General features: G+C 50.5%; 21 protein-coding genes and 1 pseudogene. 14 read left to right on the top strand and 8 right to left on the bottom strand.

Going from position 1 to position 17,849, the window contains the following annotated elements:
- Positions 1–43 precede the first annotated feature (43 nt).
- From HII30_RS21985 to HII30_RS00855, 3 genes and pseudogenes are all read left to right on the top strand, one after another.
- Positions 44–211: pseudogene (locus HII30_RS21985) on the top strand (RHS repeat-associated core domain-containing protein); the annotation flags it as partial.
- A gap of 90 nt (positions 212–301) precedes the next feature.
- Positions 302–649 (top strand): hypothetical protein, encoded by a 348-nt coding sequence (locus HII30_RS21490; RefSeq protein ID WP_246245902.1) that lies wholly within the window; start codon positions 302–304, stop codon positions 647–649.
- Positions 650–662: 13 nt separating this feature from the next.
- The gene (locus HII30_RS00855) at positions 663–953 is read left to right on the top strand and encodes an immunity 53 family protein (RefSeq protein ID WP_246245931.1); all 291 of its coding nucleotides are present in this window, start codon (positions 663–665) and stop codon (positions 951–953) included.
- A 63-nt stretch (positions 954–1,016) separates the two neighbouring features.
- Here the strand turns inward: HII30_RS00855 and HII30_RS21495 are convergent, their stop codons facing one another.
- Entirely contained in the window at positions 1,017–1,286 is a 270-nt protein-coding gene (locus HII30_RS21495; RefSeq protein ID WP_246245905.1) for a hypothetical protein, read from the bottom strand.
- A 43-nt stretch (positions 1,287–1,329) separates the two neighbouring features.
- On the opposite strand from HII30_RS21495, the gene HII30_RS21500 reads away from it, so the two are divergent.
- Positions 1,330–1,707 (top strand): RHS repeat-associated core domain-containing protein, encoded by a 378-nt coding sequence (locus HII30_RS21500; RefSeq protein WP_343045028.1) that lies wholly within the window; start codon positions 1,330–1,332, stop codon positions 1,705–1,707.
- Here HII30_RS21500 and HII30_RS00865 read toward each other — a convergent pair.
- Genes HII30_RS00865 through HII30_RS00875 form a run of 3 tightly spaced genes read right to left on the bottom strand, consistent with a single transcriptional unit; the run spans position 1,671 to position 2,899 of the window.
- Positions 1,671–1,880, bottom strand: a complete 210-nt coding sequence (locus tag HII30_RS00865; protein ID WP_169503034.1) for a DUF2536 family protein — start codon at positions 1,878–1,880, stop codon at positions 1,671–1,673. The two genes, HII30_RS21500 and HII30_RS00865, sit on opposite strands and share 37 nt — an antisense overlap.
- A 30-nt stretch (positions 1,881–1,910) precedes the next feature.
- Positions 1,911–2,186 carry a hypothetical protein gene (locus tag HII30_RS00870; RefSeq protein WP_169503035.1) on the bottom strand — a complete coding sequence of 92 codons (276 nt, stop codon included), beginning with the start codon at positions 2,184–2,186 and terminating at the stop codon, positions 1,911–1,913.
- On the bottom strand, positions 2,186–2,899 hold the full coding sequence (locus tag HII30_RS00875) for a pirin family protein (RefSeq protein WP_169503036.1): 714 nt from the start codon (positions 2,897–2,899) through the stop codon (positions 2,186–2,188). Before HII30_RS00875 ends, HII30_RS00870 begins: the two co-directional genes overlap by 1 nt.
- Before the next feature lie 195 nt (positions 2,900–3,094).
- Here HII30_RS00875 and HII30_RS00880 point away from each other — a divergent pair, with 195 nt between their 5' ends.
- Positions 3,095–5,050: an elongation factor G gene (locus HII30_RS00880; RefSeq protein WP_169503037.1), complete on the top strand. Its 1,956-nt coding sequence runs from the start codon at positions 3,095–3,097 to the stop codon at positions 5,048–5,050.
- A 68-nt stretch (positions 5,051–5,118) separates the two neighbouring features.
- Here the strand turns inward: HII30_RS00880 and HII30_RS21900 are convergent, their stop codons facing one another.
- A complete protein-coding gene (locus tag HII30_RS21900; protein ID WP_169503038.1) occupies positions 5,119–6,852 on the bottom strand; it encodes a DUF3298 domain-containing protein in 1,734 nt (577 codons plus the stop codon).
- A gap of 181 nt (positions 6,853–7,033) precedes the next feature.
- On the opposite strand from HII30_RS21900, the gene HII30_RS00890 reads away from it, so the two are divergent.
- Positions 7,034–7,309, top strand: coding sequence for a hypothetical protein (locus HII30_RS00890; protein WP_169503039.1), 276 nt, complete (start codon positions 7,034–7,036; stop codon positions 7,307–7,309).
- A 140-nt stretch (positions 7,310–7,449) separates the two neighbouring features.
- Complete coding sequence (locus tag HII30_RS00895; RefSeq protein ID WP_211184353.1) at positions 7,450–8,757, top strand: hypothetical protein; 1,308 nt, start codon at positions 7,450–7,452, stop codon at positions 8,755–8,757.
- Between the two features lie 252 nt (positions 8,758–9,009).
- Here HII30_RS00895 and hprK read toward each other — a convergent pair whose 3' ends face one another.
- Positions 9,010–9,924, bottom strand: a complete 915-nt coding sequence (gene hprK / locus HII30_RS00900; protein ID WP_169503041.1) for an HPr(Ser) kinase/phosphatase — start codon at positions 9,922–9,924, stop codon at positions 9,010–9,012.
- 189 nt (positions 9,925–10,113) lie between these two features.
- On the bottom strand, positions 10,114–11,589 hold the full coding sequence (locus HII30_RS00905) for a hypothetical protein (RefSeq protein ID WP_246245907.1): 1,476 nt from the start codon (positions 11,587–11,589) through the stop codon (positions 10,114–10,116).
- A 65-nt stretch (positions 11,590–11,654) separates the two neighbouring features.
- Here HII30_RS00905 and HII30_RS00910 point away from each other — a divergent pair, with 65 nt between their 5' ends.
- The 7 genes from HII30_RS00910 (at position 11,655) to HII30_RS00940 (ending at position 16,369) form a co-directional block, all read left to right on the top strand.
- Positions 11,655–12,653 (top strand): SMI1/KNR4 family protein, encoded by a 999-nt coding sequence (locus tag HII30_RS00910; RefSeq protein ID WP_169503042.1) that lies wholly within the window; start codon positions 11,655–11,657, stop codon positions 12,651–12,653.
- Between the two features lie 100 nt (positions 12,654–12,753).
- A complete protein-coding gene (gene msrA, locus HII30_RS00915; RefSeq protein ID WP_169503043.1) occupies positions 12,754–13,413 on the top strand; it encodes a peptide-methionine (S)-S-oxide reductase MsrA in 660 nt (219 codons plus the stop codon).
- 84 nt (positions 13,414–13,497) lie between these two features.
- Positions 13,498–14,160, top strand: a complete 663-nt coding sequence (locus tag HII30_RS00920) for a type 1 glutamine amidotransferase domain-containing protein (RefSeq protein WP_169503044.1) — start codon at positions 13,498–13,500, stop codon at positions 14,158–14,160.
- A 16-nt stretch (positions 14,161–14,176) separates the two neighbouring features.
- Positions 14,177–14,470, top strand: coding sequence for a putative quinol monooxygenase (locus HII30_RS00925; protein ID WP_169503045.1), 294 nt, complete (start codon positions 14,177–14,179; stop codon positions 14,468–14,470).
- Between the two features lie 136 nt (positions 14,471–14,606).
- The gene (locus HII30_RS00930; protein ID WP_169503046.1) at positions 14,607–15,074 is read left to right on the top strand and encodes a MarR family winged helix-turn-helix transcriptional regulator; all 468 of its coding nucleotides are present in this window, start codon (positions 14,607–14,609) and stop codon (positions 15,072–15,074) included.
- Between the two features lie 261 nt (positions 15,075–15,335).
- Positions 15,336–16,079 (top strand): NADPH-dependent oxidoreductase, encoded by a 744-nt coding sequence (locus tag HII30_RS00935; protein ID WP_169503047.1) that lies wholly within the window; start codon positions 15,336–15,338, stop codon positions 16,077–16,079.
- A gap of 14 nt (positions 16,080–16,093) precedes the next feature.
- On the top strand, positions 16,094–16,369 hold the full coding sequence (locus tag HII30_RS00940; RefSeq protein ID WP_169503048.1) for a putative quinol monooxygenase: 276 nt from the start codon (positions 16,094–16,096) through the stop codon (positions 16,367–16,369).
- Positions 16,370–16,484: 115 nt separating this feature from the next.
- Here the strand turns inward: HII30_RS00940 and HII30_RS00945 are convergent, their stop codons facing one another.
- A complete protein-coding gene (locus HII30_RS00945) occupies positions 16,485–17,828 on the bottom strand; it encodes a GntP family permease (RefSeq protein ID WP_169503049.1) in 1,344 nt (447 codons plus the stop codon).
- Positions 17,829–17,849: the final 21 nt, after the last annotated feature.

Consider the following 17,849-nt stretch of genomic DNA (forward strand, 5'->3'; position numbering starts at 1 on the left):
GTGACTTTTTCCCTGATGCAGCTGCAATTATAAAAGAAAAATACTGAAGCATGAGGGCAGCACCCGCCAGCCGTTCGCCTACAACGGCCGCGACGGTGTACAGACCGACGTAAACGGCCTGTACTACATGCGCGCCCGCTACTATAACCCGGACATCAAGCGGTTTATGAACCGCGATGTGCTGCGTGGAGATCTGAGCCAGGGGCTCAGCATGAACCGCTTCGCGTATGTGAACGGCAATCCGGTGACGTTCGTAGACCCGCTGGGGCTGGATGCGATCCAGGCGAGGAAGAGCGGGGGGATGGGTGATGGTGCTCATAAATCTAGCTCACTGAAATTGAATTTACAGTTGTTTGGTGGTGGAAGAGGGAAAAACAATCTCAAGCCTGACCTTGATGCGATTGGTGACCACATTGTCTATAAGCGAGATTTTGTTACTGGAAATATAACAAATTATGAGACGTTTAAACTTCAGACAAATCCTAGAAATCCAAATCCGTTTGAATTTGATAAACGTTTTGATGGAGTTGGTGGAAGTCACTATGATAAATCAACAGGGCAAGAGATCCCAACCCCTCATGTCCATGAGGCGATAAATCCTGGAGGCGCTAGGATACCCTACCCTAACGAAATACCAAAAAGGAGATGAGAGATTGGACGTAATGAAATGGATAGAAGATTGGTTTTCTGAAAATTGTGACGGTAATTGGGAACATTCACAGGGGATTAAGATATCAACACTCGATAATCCAGGATGGTCAGTTTCAATTAATTTAGAAGGAACTTCATTAGAATCAGAGACGTTTACACCAGTAATAATTGAACGCAGTGAAACAGATTGGGTTCAATGTAATATTCAAGAAATGACATTTAAAGGATATGGTGGCATTCATAATTTAAATGAGTTGCTAATTATTTTCAGGCAGTGGACAGAGTCCTTAGAAATAAGTTAATACATTTGGCCACAGTAGAGGTGCGTTTGTACTTACTGTGGTCGTTTTTTATTAGTAGGTGTCTCAATTAAAAAAAGATAAAGCCAAGAGACCACCCGGTATGTCGTCAATCCGCATGCGGAGTACAGCCAGCTGCTGCTGGAGACCGATGAGGCGGGCAGCGTGAGCGCCGCCTATGTCTACGGCCTCGGCCTGATCGGCCGCGAGAGCGCAGACGGGCGCTACCACAGCTACCATTACGACCTGCGCGGCAGTACAACCCTGCTCACAGACGAAGAAGGCAGCGTCACCGACCGCTACAGCTATGGCGCCTTCGGCGAGCTGGTGAAGCACGAGGGCAGGACCCGCCAGCCGTTCGCCTACAACGGCCGCGACGGTGTACAGACCCGACGTAAACGGCCTGTACTACATGCGCGCCCGCTACTATAACCCGGACATCAAGCGGTTTATGAACCGCGATGTGCTGCGTGGAGATCTGAGCCTGGGGCTCAGCATGAACCGCTTCGCATATGTGAACGGCAATCCGGTGACGTTCGTAGACCCGCTGGGGCTGGATGCGATCCAGGCGAGGAAGAGCGGGGGGATGGGTGATGGATTAGTAGGTAGAGGCTATACACCAGTGCCTGGAGAAAGAACACATCCAAGCCTGAATTTCAAGAAGCATCCTTCGCCGCCAGAGCAAAGGATGCTTCTTTTTTACGTGCGTGTGGAATTGTATTACATCTTCGCCTTAAAGTGCACAACCGCGGTGTAAAGCACCTTACTCCGATTTGGATCGAACACGGTCTGATGCTGCACGGCTGAGACATCCAGGAGCAGCGCTTTGTTGTTCTCGATCTGGCTGTCGATCTGCTGCTCCAGTGACTTCAGGTCATACGACTGGAAAAATTCCACCTTGTTTTCGATACGGCTGAGTGAAAAATCCATTCTGATTCTCTCCTGTCCTTGAAAATGGCGCTACACCGGATAGACAGTCTGGTGATCGGCTGTAATGGTGAATCTGCCCTCGTCCTCCGCAAATGTAACATTGCCCTCAGAAGAATAATACCAGGTTTTGAGATGATCCTGCTCCACATGAAAGATATTCAGTTCATCCCGGAACTGCAGCAGGATATCAGCGTCTTCAGCGCCGATGGGGAAAGAGATACTCCAATGTTCTCCGTCCTCCATAATCTCATACTCCGTCGTCTCATAGAACAGCCGGCTGCCCACAGCATGTCGAACGTACAGCATCAGTCTTCACCTCCTGGAAGATCGATCAGAAGGAAGAAAGCATCCTGCTTGGCCTTCAGGGTCAGCTCATGAAGGTCAGTGATTCTGACCTCATCCCGCTGCGCAAGCGTCACCTCGTTCTGGATCAGAACCTCGCCTTCAATAAGGAAAACATAGATTCTCCGACCTTCCTGCTGGTGGAACTGAAGCTCATTTCCAGCGTCAAGTCTGGATAAATAAAGCGTAACGTCCTGATGAATCAGCGCCGCCTGTTCTCCGGGGTGGCTGGAGAGGACAGGGTGTAGTGCATTCTTCAGCTGCTGGTCATCAAACGAACTTTCCTCATAAGAGGGGGGCAGCTGTTTTTGGTCAGGAATAAACCATAATTGCAAAATATGCGCTTCCTCATCCTGTGATGGATTAAACTCTGAATGGAGAATGCCTGTACCGGCGGTCATGCGCTGAATCTGGCCGTACCGCAGGATTCCCACATTGTCCAGACTGTCTTCATGCTTGAGCTGTCCTTTGAGAACGATCGAGACGACTTCAGCTTCGCGGTGTGGATGAATGCCAAAGCCCTTGCCTGGCTGAATAATATCGTCATTGAGTACCCGCAGCGGGCCGAAGCGGATATTCTCGGGATCGTAATAAGGGCCGAAGGAAAAGCTGAAATGGCTCTCCAGCCAGTCGCTTTTAGCTGCATATCGGTCATGGGCAGGTTTAACCTGGATCATATGAAAGTCTCCTCTCGAATTTGGACGTTCTTTGGTTGATATCTTTAATTAAAGATATTATACAGTAATGACGGGGCATTTACCAATTTTCCTGCCGTCACGCTACCTTGATACGTTCAGGTCTTCAAGCGAAAGCGGATACACGGTATGCAAGCTGTGATATTATAGGGGACAGGTATTTTGAAAGGGGAACTTATGAACCGTATAACGATAGGCATGTTCGCTCACGTGGATGCAGGTAAAACCACACTGGCCGAACAGATGCTGTACCATACACAGAGTATCAAAGAGCGGGGACGTGTGGATCACCAGGACACGTATCTCGACAGTCATGAGATCGAGCGGGCCCGGGGCATTACGGTGTTTGCGGACCAGGCGGTCATGTCTTATAAAGGGACGACTTATTATCTGGTGGATACGCCGGGGCACGTCGATTTTTCACCGGAAATGGAGCGTGCTGTTCAAATTATGGATGCCGCTATTCTGGTGGTCAGCGCGGTGGAAGGGGTTCAGGGACATACGGAAACGGTGTGGCAGCTGCTTCATAAGCACGGGATTCCGACGTTCTTTTTCATTAATAAAATCGACCGGGCTGGCGCAGATGTCAAGCGGGTAAGGGAGGAGATTGGCCAGCATCTGACCAGCGATATCTGCGTGCTGGACGAAAGCTTGGCAGGCGGCTGCGTGAGCGAAGCTCTGATTGAACACATGGCGGAACGGGACGAGGAGCTGCTGGATGTATTTCTGGAGGGGGCAGGGGATGAGTCATTCTGGCTATCGGCTCTTCAGCGGATGATCCGGGAGCATCGCATCTTTCCGTGTGTAAGCGGGTCGGCTCTGCAGGATGAAGGTGTGAAGGAGTTTCTGGATCAGCTGCATCAGCTGGCTGCTGTTTCCTATGACGAGACAGCTTCCTTCGGAGGCCGGGTATACAAAATCCGCCACGATGAGAACGGGGTGCGGCTGACCTACGTCAAAGCGCTCTGCGGCACGCTAAAGGTTCGTGATGAGCTGATGTATCTCAGCGGAGAAGAAGAGATGTCTGAGAAAGTGACGAGGCTTGCGATTGTGAACGGAAGAAAGCTCCAGACCGTAGATCAGGTGAACGCCGGGGATTTGTTCGCTGTGGTTGGACTTTCCGGTGCAGAAGCAGGGCAGGGTCTGGGAACCTGCTCTGACAAGCTGGTTTATGAAATGGTGCCGACGCTCACGTCAAAAGTCATTTTCGATGATTCACTGAACGTGAAGGATGTGCTGAAGTCTTTTCAAATGCTGGATGCCGAAGACCCCTCCCTGGCCGTCATCTGGGAGGAACGCCTGAAGGAAATCCATATTCATGTCATGGGTGTCATCCAGCTTGAGGTGCTGGAGCAGCTGGTGAAGGAGCGGTTCGGATTCAATGTCTCTTTCGGTCCTCCGGTAATCCTGTACAAGGAGACGATCGCAGCGGAGGTAAAAGGATACGGCCATTTCGAGCCGCTCCGTCACTATGCCGAGGTGCACCTGCGGCTGGAACCCGGAGAGCGGGGAAGCGGCATCACCTTTCACAGCACCTGCCATGTCAATGAATTAAGTCTGGGGCATCAACGTCTGATTCAGAGTCATCTGGAGGAGCGCGAACATCATGGTTTACTGACCGGGATGCCGCTGACGGATATCTCCGTGACACTGATCAAGGGAGCTGCTCATAACGAGCATACGCATGGCGGTGACTTCCGGGAAGCGACCTTCCGGGCACTGCGGCAGGGCCTGGAGAAGGCGGAGAACCTGCTGCTGGAGCCTTATTATGATTTTAAGATCAAGGTGGATATCGACGACCTCGGAAAGGTGATGTCCGATATTCAGCGGTACTCGGGCCATTTCGAGGCCCCGGAGACTAGCGGGAAGCATGCTGTCATCAAGGGCAGAGTTCCGGTGGCTACCTTTATGAATTACAGCACAGAGCTGGCTTCGTTTACACACGGCAAAGGCATCCTGCAGCTGAAATTCGGAGGCTATGATGTCTGCCATAATGAGCAGGAGATTATCGAGCGCAAAGCATACCGGAAAGACGCAGATCCGCTGTACACGTCCACCTCGATTTTTTGCGCGAAGGGAGCCGGGTATGCGGTGCCTTGGGATGAGGCGGAGGCGAAGATGCATTTGCTGTAAGTTTCTTATCAAGGAAGGTGCAGCAAAGGTTTGGAGAAACAGGGCAGGATAAAGGTATAAAGCTACATTCAGCTGCTGTAAAAGGTTACCGTATGATTTCGATCGCCCGTAATGATGAGCTGGTTCGCGTAATCTTTGGCTGTGAAAGATGGCGGGAGGGGATAAGGGATACTGCTCTCCTTGATCTCGTAATCGTAGTATTTTCCAACCGTGAGATGTCTCCAGGCATCCTCAGGCCCTTCCCAGGACACGCCGCTAAACACATATTTGCCTTCCTTCAGCAGTCCGTTGAACCGGGCTTGTTCCTTCTTCTTTCCGGTCTCGATCTGATGTTTGATTTCCCAATTCTCCATAGCGAGCGCGTGTAAGGCGGACTTCACTTCTTCCAGCTGTTCTTTTACCGTATAATCATCACGGCTAGTCGCGAGCTGCTGTTCCAAGCTTCGTTCATTTGAATCACCTTGTTCGCTTTTCATCATCTGGTATAGAGGACTGTCTGGGCTGAGAACAGAGAGCAGTTTATCCAGAGGAATTCTGACTTCAGGGATACCTGCTGCTTCCGGGCTGTACAGGCCCATAGGATAATAGAGAACCAAATCGTGATTCGTTATATAATACCGCCGATGATTAGAGGGTGGAGGATTGGAGAATGGACCGTTTGCCGCTAAAAGGAAGCGGTTTAGTACAGCCTCATATGACACTCCTTTTGCGAATAATTCTGATAAATCATAAATTTGGCCTGTCTTCGTATTCAAGAACAAAGAATCTTGGACTGTTTGGGAGTGTGCACTTCCGCTGGCATAAATATCAAGGGTAAGAACAAGGCTGAGTAGATCATGATTATTGTAGGGAACGCTGTAACTTCCTTTTACAATATAGGAAGAGCTCGAAACGGCTTGGCCCATCAATCGGATGATTATCGAAAGAATCAAGCTGTTGATCTTGCCGGACATGTGCTTATGGATCAGTTCTACCTGTGGGAGTTCAACTGTCAGCAAGGGCCGCCTCAGCTGGGCAGAAATAACCTTGGTTTTACCGGGACGGATCCTCCTCACGGTTATGGCCTCGATTCTGACAGTGACCGCGTGGTTCCAATCGAAGCCGGGGACGATGTCGATCTCCACAGTTCCGGGTTTGATCATCATGGCGGCTGCGCGTCTTTGTATAAAAGCAACCAAATTGTCTACATGCTGTTCGCTCCGTATCCTGATCTGATCACAGGGCGCGCCCCAATCGGTCCTTACGATCTGCACCACGGTACCGACGGGAACGACGAATTGTTTACTCTTGATCCGCACCTGTCCATAATCGTCGATGGCATATTCAATACGCAAAGCTCCAGGGACACTAGGAAGCAAATAAGGAATCATGACAAAGTGCTCTCCCTGCCTGATCCACTCCCCATACTTGCTGCATTCCTTGACCAGCAGTCTTCCCTGCTCTAGCCATATGTCGCCTGAGGCAATGCCATCCACCTTCAGAAGCTCGAGCAGTTTTCCGTTCACTCGTCCGAACACACTGTAATATAACCCCCCACCTCCGGTAATCGTATAAAGCACGACTACATTGTTCATGATGGCGTTCCAGAATCCAGTAACCATGTCTACAGGCATGGTTTTTTCTCGTGTCAATTCGGTAACCCATGTATGTGTGTTTTTATCATAGTGCTGGAAATGGATGGCTTGATCTGACTCCCATATCCTTTCCGTGCCAGGTTCACCTCCAAGATGGATGATCGTGATGCGGCTGATGGGGTCTGTATTTACGGTGTATCTCCAGGAATAGATCATGGATGATGTCACACTCCTTCAATCCTTATTTTCCTGCTCCAGTTTATACACAGTCTTGTATAGGCGTTCCAAACCGGGATAGCCCTTATTAGGCAGATGTCTATTCATGACCGGGACATACACCCAGGACCCTAAAAGGAATACACTGTGATCAGTGCTTTTCAAATTCCAAAATCTGGGGGGGTTATTTTTCATGAATCATAATCATTATCATAATCAGAATGTTCCATGCGGCTGCAGATCGGTCGGCTATCTTCAAAATCCGATGATGCAATATTCTGCATACCCATATCCACATGAAATTATCTGGGTTCCTATGGTTCCTCTGCATGCTGCTATGATTCAGAATCCGGCGCTCACAGCCAAACAGCCTAACCAGACCTGGCAAAAGTGCATGGCCGATCAGGCAGCGATGGGCAACAAATATGACGTGGCGTATCAAAACTGTCATTGGGCCACGATTCCTTAATTGTGAACCTGTTTCAGAGAACAGAAGGTCTCCGTGATACAAACGGTTTTAGACTGGCTGTATTCAGTGTTAGCACATTAAATGCGCCCTGCATCCCTCATCTTTCACACAGCGATGCGCTTGTTTTTCGGGACTTTTTGATGGATAAGGGATGGCACCTGTGTTATGAATGCGGCGATAGCCTCGTAACAGAACTCCTTGTCCGGCAGGCTGGGAGCAGCAGCGATTTCTTGATGTTCACAGGTCATGGTTCAGAGAACGGAGATCTGGCTCTGTACGATTATGGCCTTCATCAGCCCTGCTGTCCGTTTCAAGTAAAGGTGAATTGGGACAGTGTAGGTGACAGTTGGTACTGCGTGAAATTTGCCATGTTTCTCGCTTGTCTCGTTTTGAACAAAGCGGAGTGGGGAAGCATCCTGGGGAACGGCATGCATCACATTCTTGGATATACTGGGGATTCCCATGAACCGCTGGATGCATTGGTCGTGGAAATGTTCTTGTCCAGGTGCTATGGCGAAGTCGGCAAAGAGGCGGTTTTTGCACCGCGCACGGTACTTGACGCATGGCGATATGCGAATATCCTTGCAGACGAAAATCAATGGGCTGTAATTGGACATAACGGTAATGGTAAGGACTATTTATTTGGCGTTAAGGGAGGACCCACGCCAGATGTAAGGGGAACAGGGGATATTAAACGCTGGCGAATGGGAAGTGCACAGAGCATCTTTTTAAAAGATACGAAAGCTGTCACTTCCAGTAGTGCTTCGGCTGCTGGGAGAATCGGCCGCATTCGGGGAATTCGACGAATACCGGAGGCATATCGCTGCTGGTCTGGCAGAACCTTCGGAAATGCGAACCTCATTCCGCTGGAGTACGGAGCTGTTATCTATGAGCGGGACAGCTGCGGTTTGCCTTATCGTGGTAATCCAGCCGAGGCAATTGAAGAAGCAGAGAATTTTATACAGCGATTCGGCGGCCTTCCTGAGGATGCAGGCATCCGGCATATGCTCCCGATATTCGCAGAGAGTCTGGTTCATTCGGGCAGAGAGATCATCGCATATCTCATCGTCTACAAACAGGTCTTTAACGGAATAGAAGTCGACGGTTTGGCCGGAAGCTCCATCAAGGTTTTGGTGGATAACCATGGCGTTGTTTTCTTTTATCGCTATTGGCATGAGCTGCTGGCGGAGGTGGAAGGGTCAGAAGATGACATAATGACTACCGTGGAAGCCATAAACCAATTCAACAGGCTGCATCAATTTCGTTTTAAAACGGCGGAAGCGCCTAGCGTGAAAAAAGCCGAATTGGTGTATTGGTCTGCACCGCACTGGCTGCCAACAGATGAATGTGTCCCTGCCTGGAGAATGCATACTGAAGCTGGCGGTGTTCTATTTATGGATGCTCACAGCGGGGAGTATCTGAATGAAAGAAAAGTGACTTCAACCTAACGGGGGGATTACCATTTATACGTACTCAAATATGTATCCTAACATCGTGTGGGTTCCTATGGTCGTGAAAAAGCCGTGGCCGCCAGACATGTCCCATGTTCCGGGCTGGAATCCGTGTTATATTGCCTGCCGTAATCGGGGACAGTCCGATCAAACATGCCGAACATATTGTAACCAAATCTTCATGTGGCAGTACCACCCTTGAAACCGAGGTGTGTGAATAGTTTGAAAAAAAGGCGTCCATAAGGACGCCTAAGACTCTAACTCATCAATCCGGCTGATGAACTCTTCTGCCGCGCTGTAGCCCAGCTGCTTCAGATACCAGCTGTTGGCAGCGGCCTCGATCAGGCCGGCCACATCGCGTCCGGGCTGGAGCTGGATCTCGATGTACGGAATCTGGACACCCAGATAATCCGTTTGTTTGTGCTCTACTTCCAGTTCATTGTTGAGCGCGCGATCCTGCCAAGAGGTGAGCTCGATGTCGAGCACGATTCGTGATTCATCCTGAAAGGCGGTCCGTCCGTACTGGCGGACGACGTTAATGAGCCCGATGCTTCGCAGGGCGAGGAATTCACGAGTCGTCTCATTATGCGTGCCGAGCAGGGTTCCTGGTCCGAGCTTTTTCAGCACGACGATATCATCGGCTACAAGCCGGTGTCCCCGCCGGATGAGCGTGTGCGCGGTCTCGCTTTTGCCGATACCGGATTTGCCGCGCAGCAGGATCCCGATGCCTGCCACATTCAGGCATACCCCGTGGATCGACATCTCCGGCGCCAGCTCCTTCGTCAAGTACCGGTCGACCTTCGCAATAAACTCCGTTGTGGTATCTTTCGTACGCAGCAGCGGAATACCTTCCTGTTCACAGAACAGTGTAATATACGGAATCTCCTGCTGATTCGTAGTTACAATAAAGCAGGGTGGATGATATTTAACGATATTGCCGATATGCAGTAAACGTTCTTCGACGCTGAGTGTAAGCAGATAGGTGATTTCTTTGCGGCCGAGCACCTGTACCCGTTCCATAGGGAAAAAATCAAAATACCCGACAAATTCGAGTCCCGGTCTATGCGCTTTCGAGCGGGTGATCTCGCGGTCCATGCGGCCGGATCCGGCCAATACTTCCAGATGAAAAGCTTCACACAGGCTTTGAACAGTGATGGATTTCATGATGTTCCCTCCTTTCGGTAAATCGCTTGAACCTATATTCTACGGCAAAAGGAAGCATTCCTGCAAAGGCCGGGTCATTGAGCGCGAGCCTTCGTTCTCCTGGCCGCCAGCTAGAACAAAAGCCCTTTCTGAAGGCTGAAGCCAGTCAGAAAGGGCTTTTTAGCAATTTTGCGTATATTTAGAGAGGTTTTACAGGGATTCCCCGTTCAGATAACGGAAGAACGGCTTGTCCACCCAGAACTTGTACGGGGTGATGACGGCTTCCGGATCAATCTTTTTGAGTCCTGCAACGACCTTCGCAGACTCCTCGTTCAGCGAGAACGGGTTCACGGTAAATGTGCTGTCCGGATCGGTGATCAGGTTGTTCGTAATTTGCTCATAACCTGCAATCGGCGTGCTGGAATAATACAGCGGCTGCCACCACGAACCATAGATCAGGCCTTGCTGGTCAGCAGCATTTTTCTTCGCAAACTGCTCAATAATACCGTCGAATGCTGCTTTATCAGCTGCAGTCGCAAATTCGAAGGCCAGATCGTATTCTTTTGCAAATGCAATATAGTTGCCATTCTCAATCTGTACAACGTTCGGACCTGGATCGCCCCACTCCGCCAGGAAGAGGAACGCGGATGTTTTTGGCTCGAATTGTACTTTTGCGTCGAGGCCTTCACTGCGCAGCAAACCGATAAGCTGACGTGCATGTTTGAAATCGGAATGTCCGTAGATCAGGGAGAGCGATTCAATAAAGTTCGCATCATAGCGGGTATCCTTGATGTTGTAGCCAGTGACCAGTTCCTGCTCCAGTGCCGTATTGACCAGATCCTGAAGCTTAGGTGCGTTGATCAGATCAGAGGTCTCGTAGGCTGTGGCCAGCTTGGCATAAATGTCGGAATCGCTCGTGTAGCCGATATACTGCTTGTAGAGGCCCTTCTTGATCAGCATTTGGCCCAGCAGCGTCTGGATCAGCTCATCACTTGCCGGAGCGTTTGGCTTAAAGCCTTTGCCTAGGGAAACTGGCAGCAGGCCCGTATCCAAAGCAGCAGCAACCTCTTGTGCCGCTTTTGTGCCGAGTGTACCCTTTTTCACGTTTAGTTTGGCAAGAGACTGATCGGCTTTCGATGCCGGATAGGAGAGCGCAAGCTCTTTCAGATCGGCAGCCCGCAGTGCAATCGCAAGGGCGACGTAATTGGTGAGCGGCTGGTCCGCTTGAATGGATGGTCCTGTCAAAATGCCTTGGTCATACAGTGCGGCTGCATCATTAAACAGCGTCTCGCCGGCACGAAGATCCGTAAAGGTTACGGCTTTGTCTGAAGGCTTCGCATCCAGAATATCAGCAACAGCAGCAATCAGGTCACCTTTGGTTACGGTGCCGTTAAGCTGGATGCTGTATTTCTCCTGAAGGAACTGCTTGTACTGTTCAGCGCCATCCTTCGCTGCAGCTTGGGCCTGTGCGTGAGCGGCTGATGCTTCAGGTGCTGCTGGTGACGCAGGTGCTGCGGCCAGTGCGCTTGCCTGTGTAAACAATAAAGAGCAAGAGAGCAAAAAGGCAGCAAACATTTTGGTACTGGAAAATGGTGTGCGGGACATGGTGTCGACCTCCATCAAAGTAATAATTCCGACAAAAATAATCGGGTTATGTAATGTGACATAGTATAGCAATGTACTCATAATTATGTCAATGAAAATTATAATGATATAATCACAGCAACAGCACTTAATAGGAGGCGAAAAGGTTGAGAGAAGAGCTTTTGACACAGCTTGAAGAGTGGCATGAAGAGGACGAATTTGAGGAAATTGTAGATGCCATCACGAATATTCCGGCTGAAGAACGGGATTATGAGCTGATCAGCCATCTGGGGAGAGCCTACAATAATCTGGAGCGTTATGAGGACGCTATAGAGCAGTTCCTGCTTGTGGAAGAAGAGGGAACAGACGATCCGCTCTGGCACTACCGTATGGGGCTGGCCTATTACTATCTGGAGAGATATGAGGATGCAGAGCGGGAATTCCGGATTGCTGACCGATTGGAGCCCGGAGATGAGGATACATTGGAGTTTCTGGAATGGATTGAGCGTGAAAAAGCGGAAGACTCCGGTGAAGAGTCTGTCTCAGCTGGCGAAGGTACTATAGCCGAAGACGGTGCTCCGCTTGAAGAAGAAGGCGCCGCAGTTGGAGAACCGGCTGCTTCTGGAGCTGCTGCACCTGTCGTAAGGGCGGCAGCATCTGCTGTTCCGCTTGACCTGGCCCATGATCCATTGAGCTTCTGGAATGACGAAGCTCCGGCGGCGGAACTGTATACATCTGCCCCGCCTTCGGACGAGCTGATTGCTTCAATAGAGGAGGAATTGGTGTTCAAGCTGCCAATCTCCTACATCTCTATGATGAAACAGCATAACGGCGGAGCTCCCCGAAACCGCTTCTACCCGGCAGCAGCTGTCGGTACCGGGGAAGCTATAGAGATCACCGGAGTGCTTGGCATAGGGCGGGACAAGAAGCGTTCGCTGTGCGGTACCTCCGGCAGCCGGCAGATCATCGAGCAGGGCGGCTATCCGGAGATTGGTGTCGTCATCGCACAGGGACCTTCTGGCAATGATATAATTATGCTGGATTACCGGGAGGCCGGCAATGACGGTGAACCGGAAGTGGTTCATATTGATAAAGAGCATGGCTATAAAATGACGACACTGGCCCCGAGCTTTGAGAGCTTCATTCAAACATGGGCGCAGGGCTGACTGATCCATAACCAACAAGGAGCCTTCGTGCGAAAGCGCGGGGGCTTTTTTCGGCACATACACGGCTGCACGTACAGAAATAAAGGAGGGATTGGACTGTATGAAGACAACCTTACATGAAGATCGCAGCACGGAAAGAAGGCAGACCGCCTGGTTTGCCATGGGCTGCTTCTGGTCACCGGAGGCACTCTATGGTGCGCGTCCTGGTGTTCTCTCAACACGTACCGGCTATGCCGGTGGAACGCTGGATAATCCGACGTACAGACAGATGGGTGACCATAGTGAAACGGTAGAGGTGACATTTGATCCTGGCTTGATCACATATTTGGAACTGGTGGAGCAGTTCTGGAATCACCATAATCCTGACAGCATCAACGACTATAAAGGACGGCAGTACCGCTCCATGCTCCTATATAACGGTGAGGCACAGCGGGAGGTTATTGCCAAGGTGCTGGAGGAGCGCAGCCGAACTGGCGGTGGGAAGCCTGCAACCGAAATTGTACCGTATACAAGCTTTTATCCTGCAGAGGAGCGTCATCAGAAATATTATTTGAAACGTTTTCCGGATGCCCTGGAGAAGCTGGAGACTCTATATGCTTCTCACGAAGACATGCTGAGTTCGACGCTCGCTGCCCGGTTAAACGGATTGGCGAAAGGGTTCACGAACCGGGAAATCATCCTGCAGGAGGTGCGGCAATGGGACATAGCTGACGACGAGCGAGACCATATCATGTCGCTGATCCGGAGTATGCGGTGGTAATTCCACCCATCCCGAATGACAAGTGCTGTAAAAGGTTAATGTAACTTTGAATGTAAAATGTTTGACACAGGAGGAGAAATAAACATGTCCAAAAAAGTATTGATCGTCGTTACGACCGCAGACGAGATGGCAGAAGGTCACAAAACAGGCCTCTGGTTGTCCGAATTCGGTGAAGCCTATCTTGAATTCAGTAATCAGGGCTATGACATTACGGTAGCCAGTCCCTTGGGCGGTCAGGTGCCTTTGGATGCCAGCAGCCTGGAAGGCGATGTGCCGCAGGAAATGCTGGATACGAAAAAGTATCTGCAGGATACAGCCAAACTGGCGGATGTAGAGAACATCTCTTCTTTTGATGCGATCTTCCTTCCTGGCGGCCATGGTACCATGTTCGATCTGCCAGACAACGTGAAGCTGCAGGATGCGATTCGTACCCTGTATGAAAACGGCAAGATTGTTGCCGCGGTATGTCACGGGCCAGCGGGCCTCGTAGGTGTGAAGCTGTCGGATGGAGCTCCGCTTGTCGCTGGGAGAACGGTAACGGCTTTTACAGATCAAGAGGAAAAAGAGACGACGCTGGACAAATTTATGCCATTCCTGCTGGAATCCCGGCTGCGTGAACTGGGAGCCAAGGTGGTCACTGCCGCCAACTGGAGTGATCATATGCAGGCAGACGGCCGCTTGATTACAGGACAAAACCCGCAATCCACCCTGAGTGTAGCCAAAGAGGTTGTACGCCAGCTGGGATGAGTAAAGGAGGCTTCACATGTCTGCAATAACAATTGTGGCGATTATGAAGGCCAAGACAGGAAATGCGCAGCAGCTGCGCGGGATCATGGAGTCCATGATACGTCCCTCGCGTGGCGAGTCTGGCTGTGTGGAGTATGTGCTGCACGAGTCCACGGACGATCCGGAACAGTTTGTTTTTTACGAAACCTGGCAGGATGAGGCGGCTTTTCAATCCCATATCGAGAGCCCGCATTATAAACAGTATCGGCTGGATATCGAACCGCTCATTCAGAGCCGGGAGGTTCACCGCTTGCGCAAGCTCACTTCCTAGTACAATTTAATCGGGGCTGCTCCACTAAGATCATAGATCTTTGTAGGGCGGCTTCTTTTTTCAAGTAATATAGAATCAATAAACAATAGTTGCAAAAATCAATTATTGTTGTTATACTTGGATCCAGGTGATGACCATGAAAGAAAATTCTCGTTACGTTGCCGTTCGGGAAGTGTTCCAGCAATTCGTAAGAATATTCGGTCAGCTGCAGCGAGGCGGAGCACAGGATTGCGGCATCTCTGTCATTCAGAGCCATATCCTGTATGAGCTTGGCAAGCGTCCGAACATTTCGCTTAACGATCTGGCCGCACTTCTCCATACCGACACCAGCTCGCTCAGCCGTCAGGTACAGCAGCTTGTAGAGTATGGTCAGGTTAACCGGCTGCCGGATCCCAAGGATCGGCGTTATGTGGTACTGTCACTGACTGCAGAAGGGGAACAGAAGCAGCAGTATATTGCTGAATTTATGGAGACCTTTTTGTCTGAGGTGTTCTCGAAGATTCCTGAGGATCAGCATGAGCAGGTTTTTCAAACCCTCGAGGTTATGAAAACCGCGCTGAACAGCACCAGCAGTCCTTGTCGTAAAGAGCCTCCCTCTTCTTAGGAAGAAGGGATGCTTTGATCCAATAGTTGCAAATTTCAACTATTGGATCCGAATGAACAGGAGCGAAATGGTAAACGCTGATTAGGTAATAAGCACACGCTCTTATTCCTAGGCGGCACAGCACGGAAACATCTTAGCTAGATAGAATGAAAATAAGAATTACGCGTCAACGGAGATTGAGAACCGATCTGGAGAAGCGAAGCGTATGTAATTCATAACTTCATGCTGTATAAACACTACTTTATTAAGGAGCTGGTATATATGAATAACGAAGTATACAACACATTAATGAATCACCGTTCCATCCGCAGCTACACAGACCGTCCTGTCAGCGATATGGATCTGCAGCAGATTATCGAGTCTGTACAGGCCGCACCATCGTCCATTAACGGACAGCAGGTAACGGTGATCAGTGTCCAGGATCCGGCCACTAAAGCGAAGATTGCCGAGTTGGCAGGCAACCAGGTCTGGATTGCTCAGGCACCCGTATTCCTGCTGTTTTGTGTAGACTATAACCGGGCCCGTATCGCCGCCGACTTAAATGGTGAAGAACTTGTCATTACCGATGCTGTGGAATCTCTGATCGTCGGCGCGGCTGATGTCGGCCTGGCGATGGGGAATGCGATTGCGGTCGCTGAATCTCTGGGTTTGGGGATTGTACCGATCGGAGGGGCACGCAGACAGCCGCTGGAACTTATTGAGCTGCTTGGGCTTCCGGAATATGTATTCCCGGTCAGCGGTCTGGTAGTCGGCCATCCGGCCGATCTATCCGAGAAGAAACACCGTCTCCCGCAAGCAGCAGTGTGGCATAAAGAGAAATACCATACTGAAGATCTCGAAGAACTGATTAAACATTATGATGAAGAAGTATCTGCTTATATGCAGAAACGGACAGGTGGTAAGGAGTCTCGGAACTGGTCGCAGACCATTTCGTCCTTTTACAACCGGATTTATTATCCACAGGTTCGCCAAATGCTGGAGCAGCAGGGTTTTGATTTTAAATAATAGGAGGCGTATTTATGATACATTTACAAGTGCATATGCATGTTAAACCAGAGGCGCGGCAGGATTTTGCAGAGAAAGCCAAGGCGTTGATTACTTCAACACAGGCCGAAGCAGGCAATATCAGCTACGCGCTGTATGAGGATGTTTCCAGTCCGGGCCGTTTTGTCATGATTGAAGAATGGAAGGACGAACAGGCCATCGAGCAGCACAATCAGACAGAGCATCTTACAGGCTTCTTCGCCTATGCCCGCGATGTGCTGACAGAACCGGTCAACATCCATCGTTTCTAAATCAGTGTCACACACAATACCAAAAGGGAGGGGCCGTAAAGGCTCCTCCCTTTTTAGAGATAAGGTTATATATGGGTTCTTCCACCTGCTGCAGCAGCATGCTAGCCGGAAAAGCTTACAGTCCAGGCAGGATACCGGAAAACAGGCTCAGGATAAATACCGTAGCTAAAGCCGTCAATCCTGCGATAAATCCGCCCAAGGTCCAGGCCTGCAGGGTCTGGGTAACAGTCAGCTTGCCGAAGCGGCTGACCACCCAGAAGCCGGAGTCATTCGGCAGGGACAATCCGATTCCGCCCGCACAGATGGCGAGGCCGAGCAGGATTGGAGAGACGCCCAGATCAACGGCCATCGGGCCGAGAATGCTGGAGGTGGTGACCAGAGCCACGGTTGCCGACCCCAGTGAAGCCCGCAGGATCTGCGAGAAGATGAAGGCAAGCAGCAGGACAGGAATACTCCAGCTCTGCATGGTCTGAATCAAGTAGTCTCCGATACCGCTGTTGTTGATGACAGCCCCGAACGCTCCGCCCGCACCGGTGATCAGGATAATAATCCCGGCCGAGTTAATGGCTTCGGAATACAGGCGGCTGTAGGGAATCGAGATGTAAGGACGCAGCAGGATAATGGCCGCAAACACACTGATCAGCAGGGCGACGTTCTTCTCACCGACAAAGCCGAAGAAGTTGGCAATTCCGGTGTCCGGAGCAAGCAGTTTCGATACGGTATTTGCCAGAATCAGCATGATTGGTAGCGCTAACATAAAGAAGCTGAGACCGGTGCTGATTTCTTTTTTGGGCAGATCTGCTTTATCGACTTTGATTTCTTCCATCTCACCGGAGTGCTTTATACGCTTGCCGATGAACATGCCGTATAGGTAGCCGCCGACCAGTGTAGCTGGAATCGCTACAATAATTCCATACAGGATAAACAGTCCAAGCTCGGATCCCGTGTTCTCGGCAACTACCAGCGGTCCAGGTGTAGGTGCGATCATGTTATGCGAGACGATCAGGCCTATGCCAAGCGCGGTGACGAAGGAGACGACGGTAATGCCGGTTTTTGTAGCCAGACTGCGGACCAGGCCGCTTAGAATAACGAAGGCCGCATCGAAAAATACCGGGATCGAAACCGCGGTCCCTGTTAAGGCAAGGCCTGCAGGGGAGCCTTTTATACCGAACACTTTCAACACGGACTGGGCAATTTTCTCAACCGCACCGGACGCACCGAGGAACTGGCCGAAGATAACACCAAGTCCGATCAGAATACCGACACCGGTCAGCGTATTACCGAATCCGGTCGTCACGGTAGAGGCCACTTCGTTCAGCGGCATTCCTATGACCAGGGCCGTGCCCATCGCGACACCGATAAGCGACAGAAATGGCTCGATTTTCAGCTTCAAGATGGCAAAGAACAATACAGCCAAGGATGCCAGAAAGATCACAATTAACAGGTTACCCGTAACCATGGATAACTCCCCCTTATTTAT

It is taken from the genome of Paenibacillus lemnae (assembly GCF_012933385.1).
GTDB classification, from domain to species: domain Bacteria; phylum Bacillota; class Bacilli; order Paenibacillales; family Paenibacillaceae; genus Paenibacillus_AQ; species Paenibacillus_AQ lemnae.

Coding starts and splice junctions, on each gene's coding strand:
- HII30_RS00930 (WP_169503046.1), top strand. CDS start 14,607: ATGAAAGAAAATTCTCGTTACGTTGCCGTTCGGGAAGTGTTCCAGCAA.
- HII30_RS00890 (WP_169503039.1), top strand. CDS start 7,034: ATGAATCATAATCATTATCATAATCAGAATGTTCCATGCGGCTGCAGA.
- HII30_RS00935 (WP_169503047.1), top strand. CDS start 15,336: ATGAATAACGAAGTATACAACACATTAATGAATCACCGTTCCATCCGC.
- HII30_RS00940 (WP_169503048.1), top strand. CDS start 16,094: ATGATACATTTACAAGTGCATATGCATGTTAAACCAGAGGCGCGGCAG.
- HII30_RS00920 (WP_169503044.1), top strand. CDS start 13,498: ATGTCCAAAAAAGTATTGATCGTCGTTACGACCGCAGACGAGATGGCA.
- HII30_RS00865 (WP_169503034.1), bottom strand. CDS start 1,880: ATGGATTTTTCACTCAGCCGTATCGAAAACAAGGTGGAATTTTTCCAG.
- HII30_RS00945 (WP_169503049.1), bottom strand. CDS start 17,828: ATGGTTACGGGTAACCTGTTAATTGTGATCTTTCTGGCATCCTTGGCT.
- HII30_RS00905 (WP_246245907.1), bottom strand. CDS start 11,589: ATGAGTACATTGCTATACTATGTCACATTACATAACCCGATTATTTTT.
- msrA (WP_169503043.1), top strand. CDS start 12,754: ATGAAGACAACCTTACATGAAGATCGCAGCACGGAAAGAAGGCAGACC.
- hprK (WP_169503041.1), bottom strand. CDS start 9,924: ATGAAATCCATCACTGTTCAAAGCCTGTGTGAAGCTTTTCATCTGGAA.
- HII30_RS21490 (WP_246245902.1), top strand. CDS start 302: ATGGGTGATGGTGCTCATAAATCTAGCTCACTGAAATTGAATTTACAG.
- HII30_RS00895 (WP_211184353.1), top strand. CDS start 7,450: ATGGATAAGGGATGGCACCTGTGTTATGAATGCGGCGATAGCCTCGTA.
- HII30_RS00925 (WP_169503045.1), top strand. CDS start 14,177: ATGTCTGCAATAACAATTGTGGCGATTATGAAGGCCAAGACAGGAAAT.
- HII30_RS00855 (WP_246245931.1), top strand. CDS start 663: ATGAAATGGATAGAAGATTGGTTTTCTGAAAATTGTGACGGTAATTGG.
- HII30_RS00880 (WP_169503037.1), top strand. CDS start 3,095: ATGAACCGTATAACGATAGGCATGTTCGCTCACGTGGATGCAGGTAAA.
- HII30_RS00870 (WP_169503035.1), bottom strand. CDS start 2,186: ATGCTGTACGTTCGACATGCTGTGGGCAGCCGGCTGTTCTATGAGACG.
- HII30_RS00875 (WP_169503036.1), bottom strand. CDS start 2,899: ATGATCCAGGTTAAACCTGCCCATGACCGATATGCAGCTAAAAGCGAC.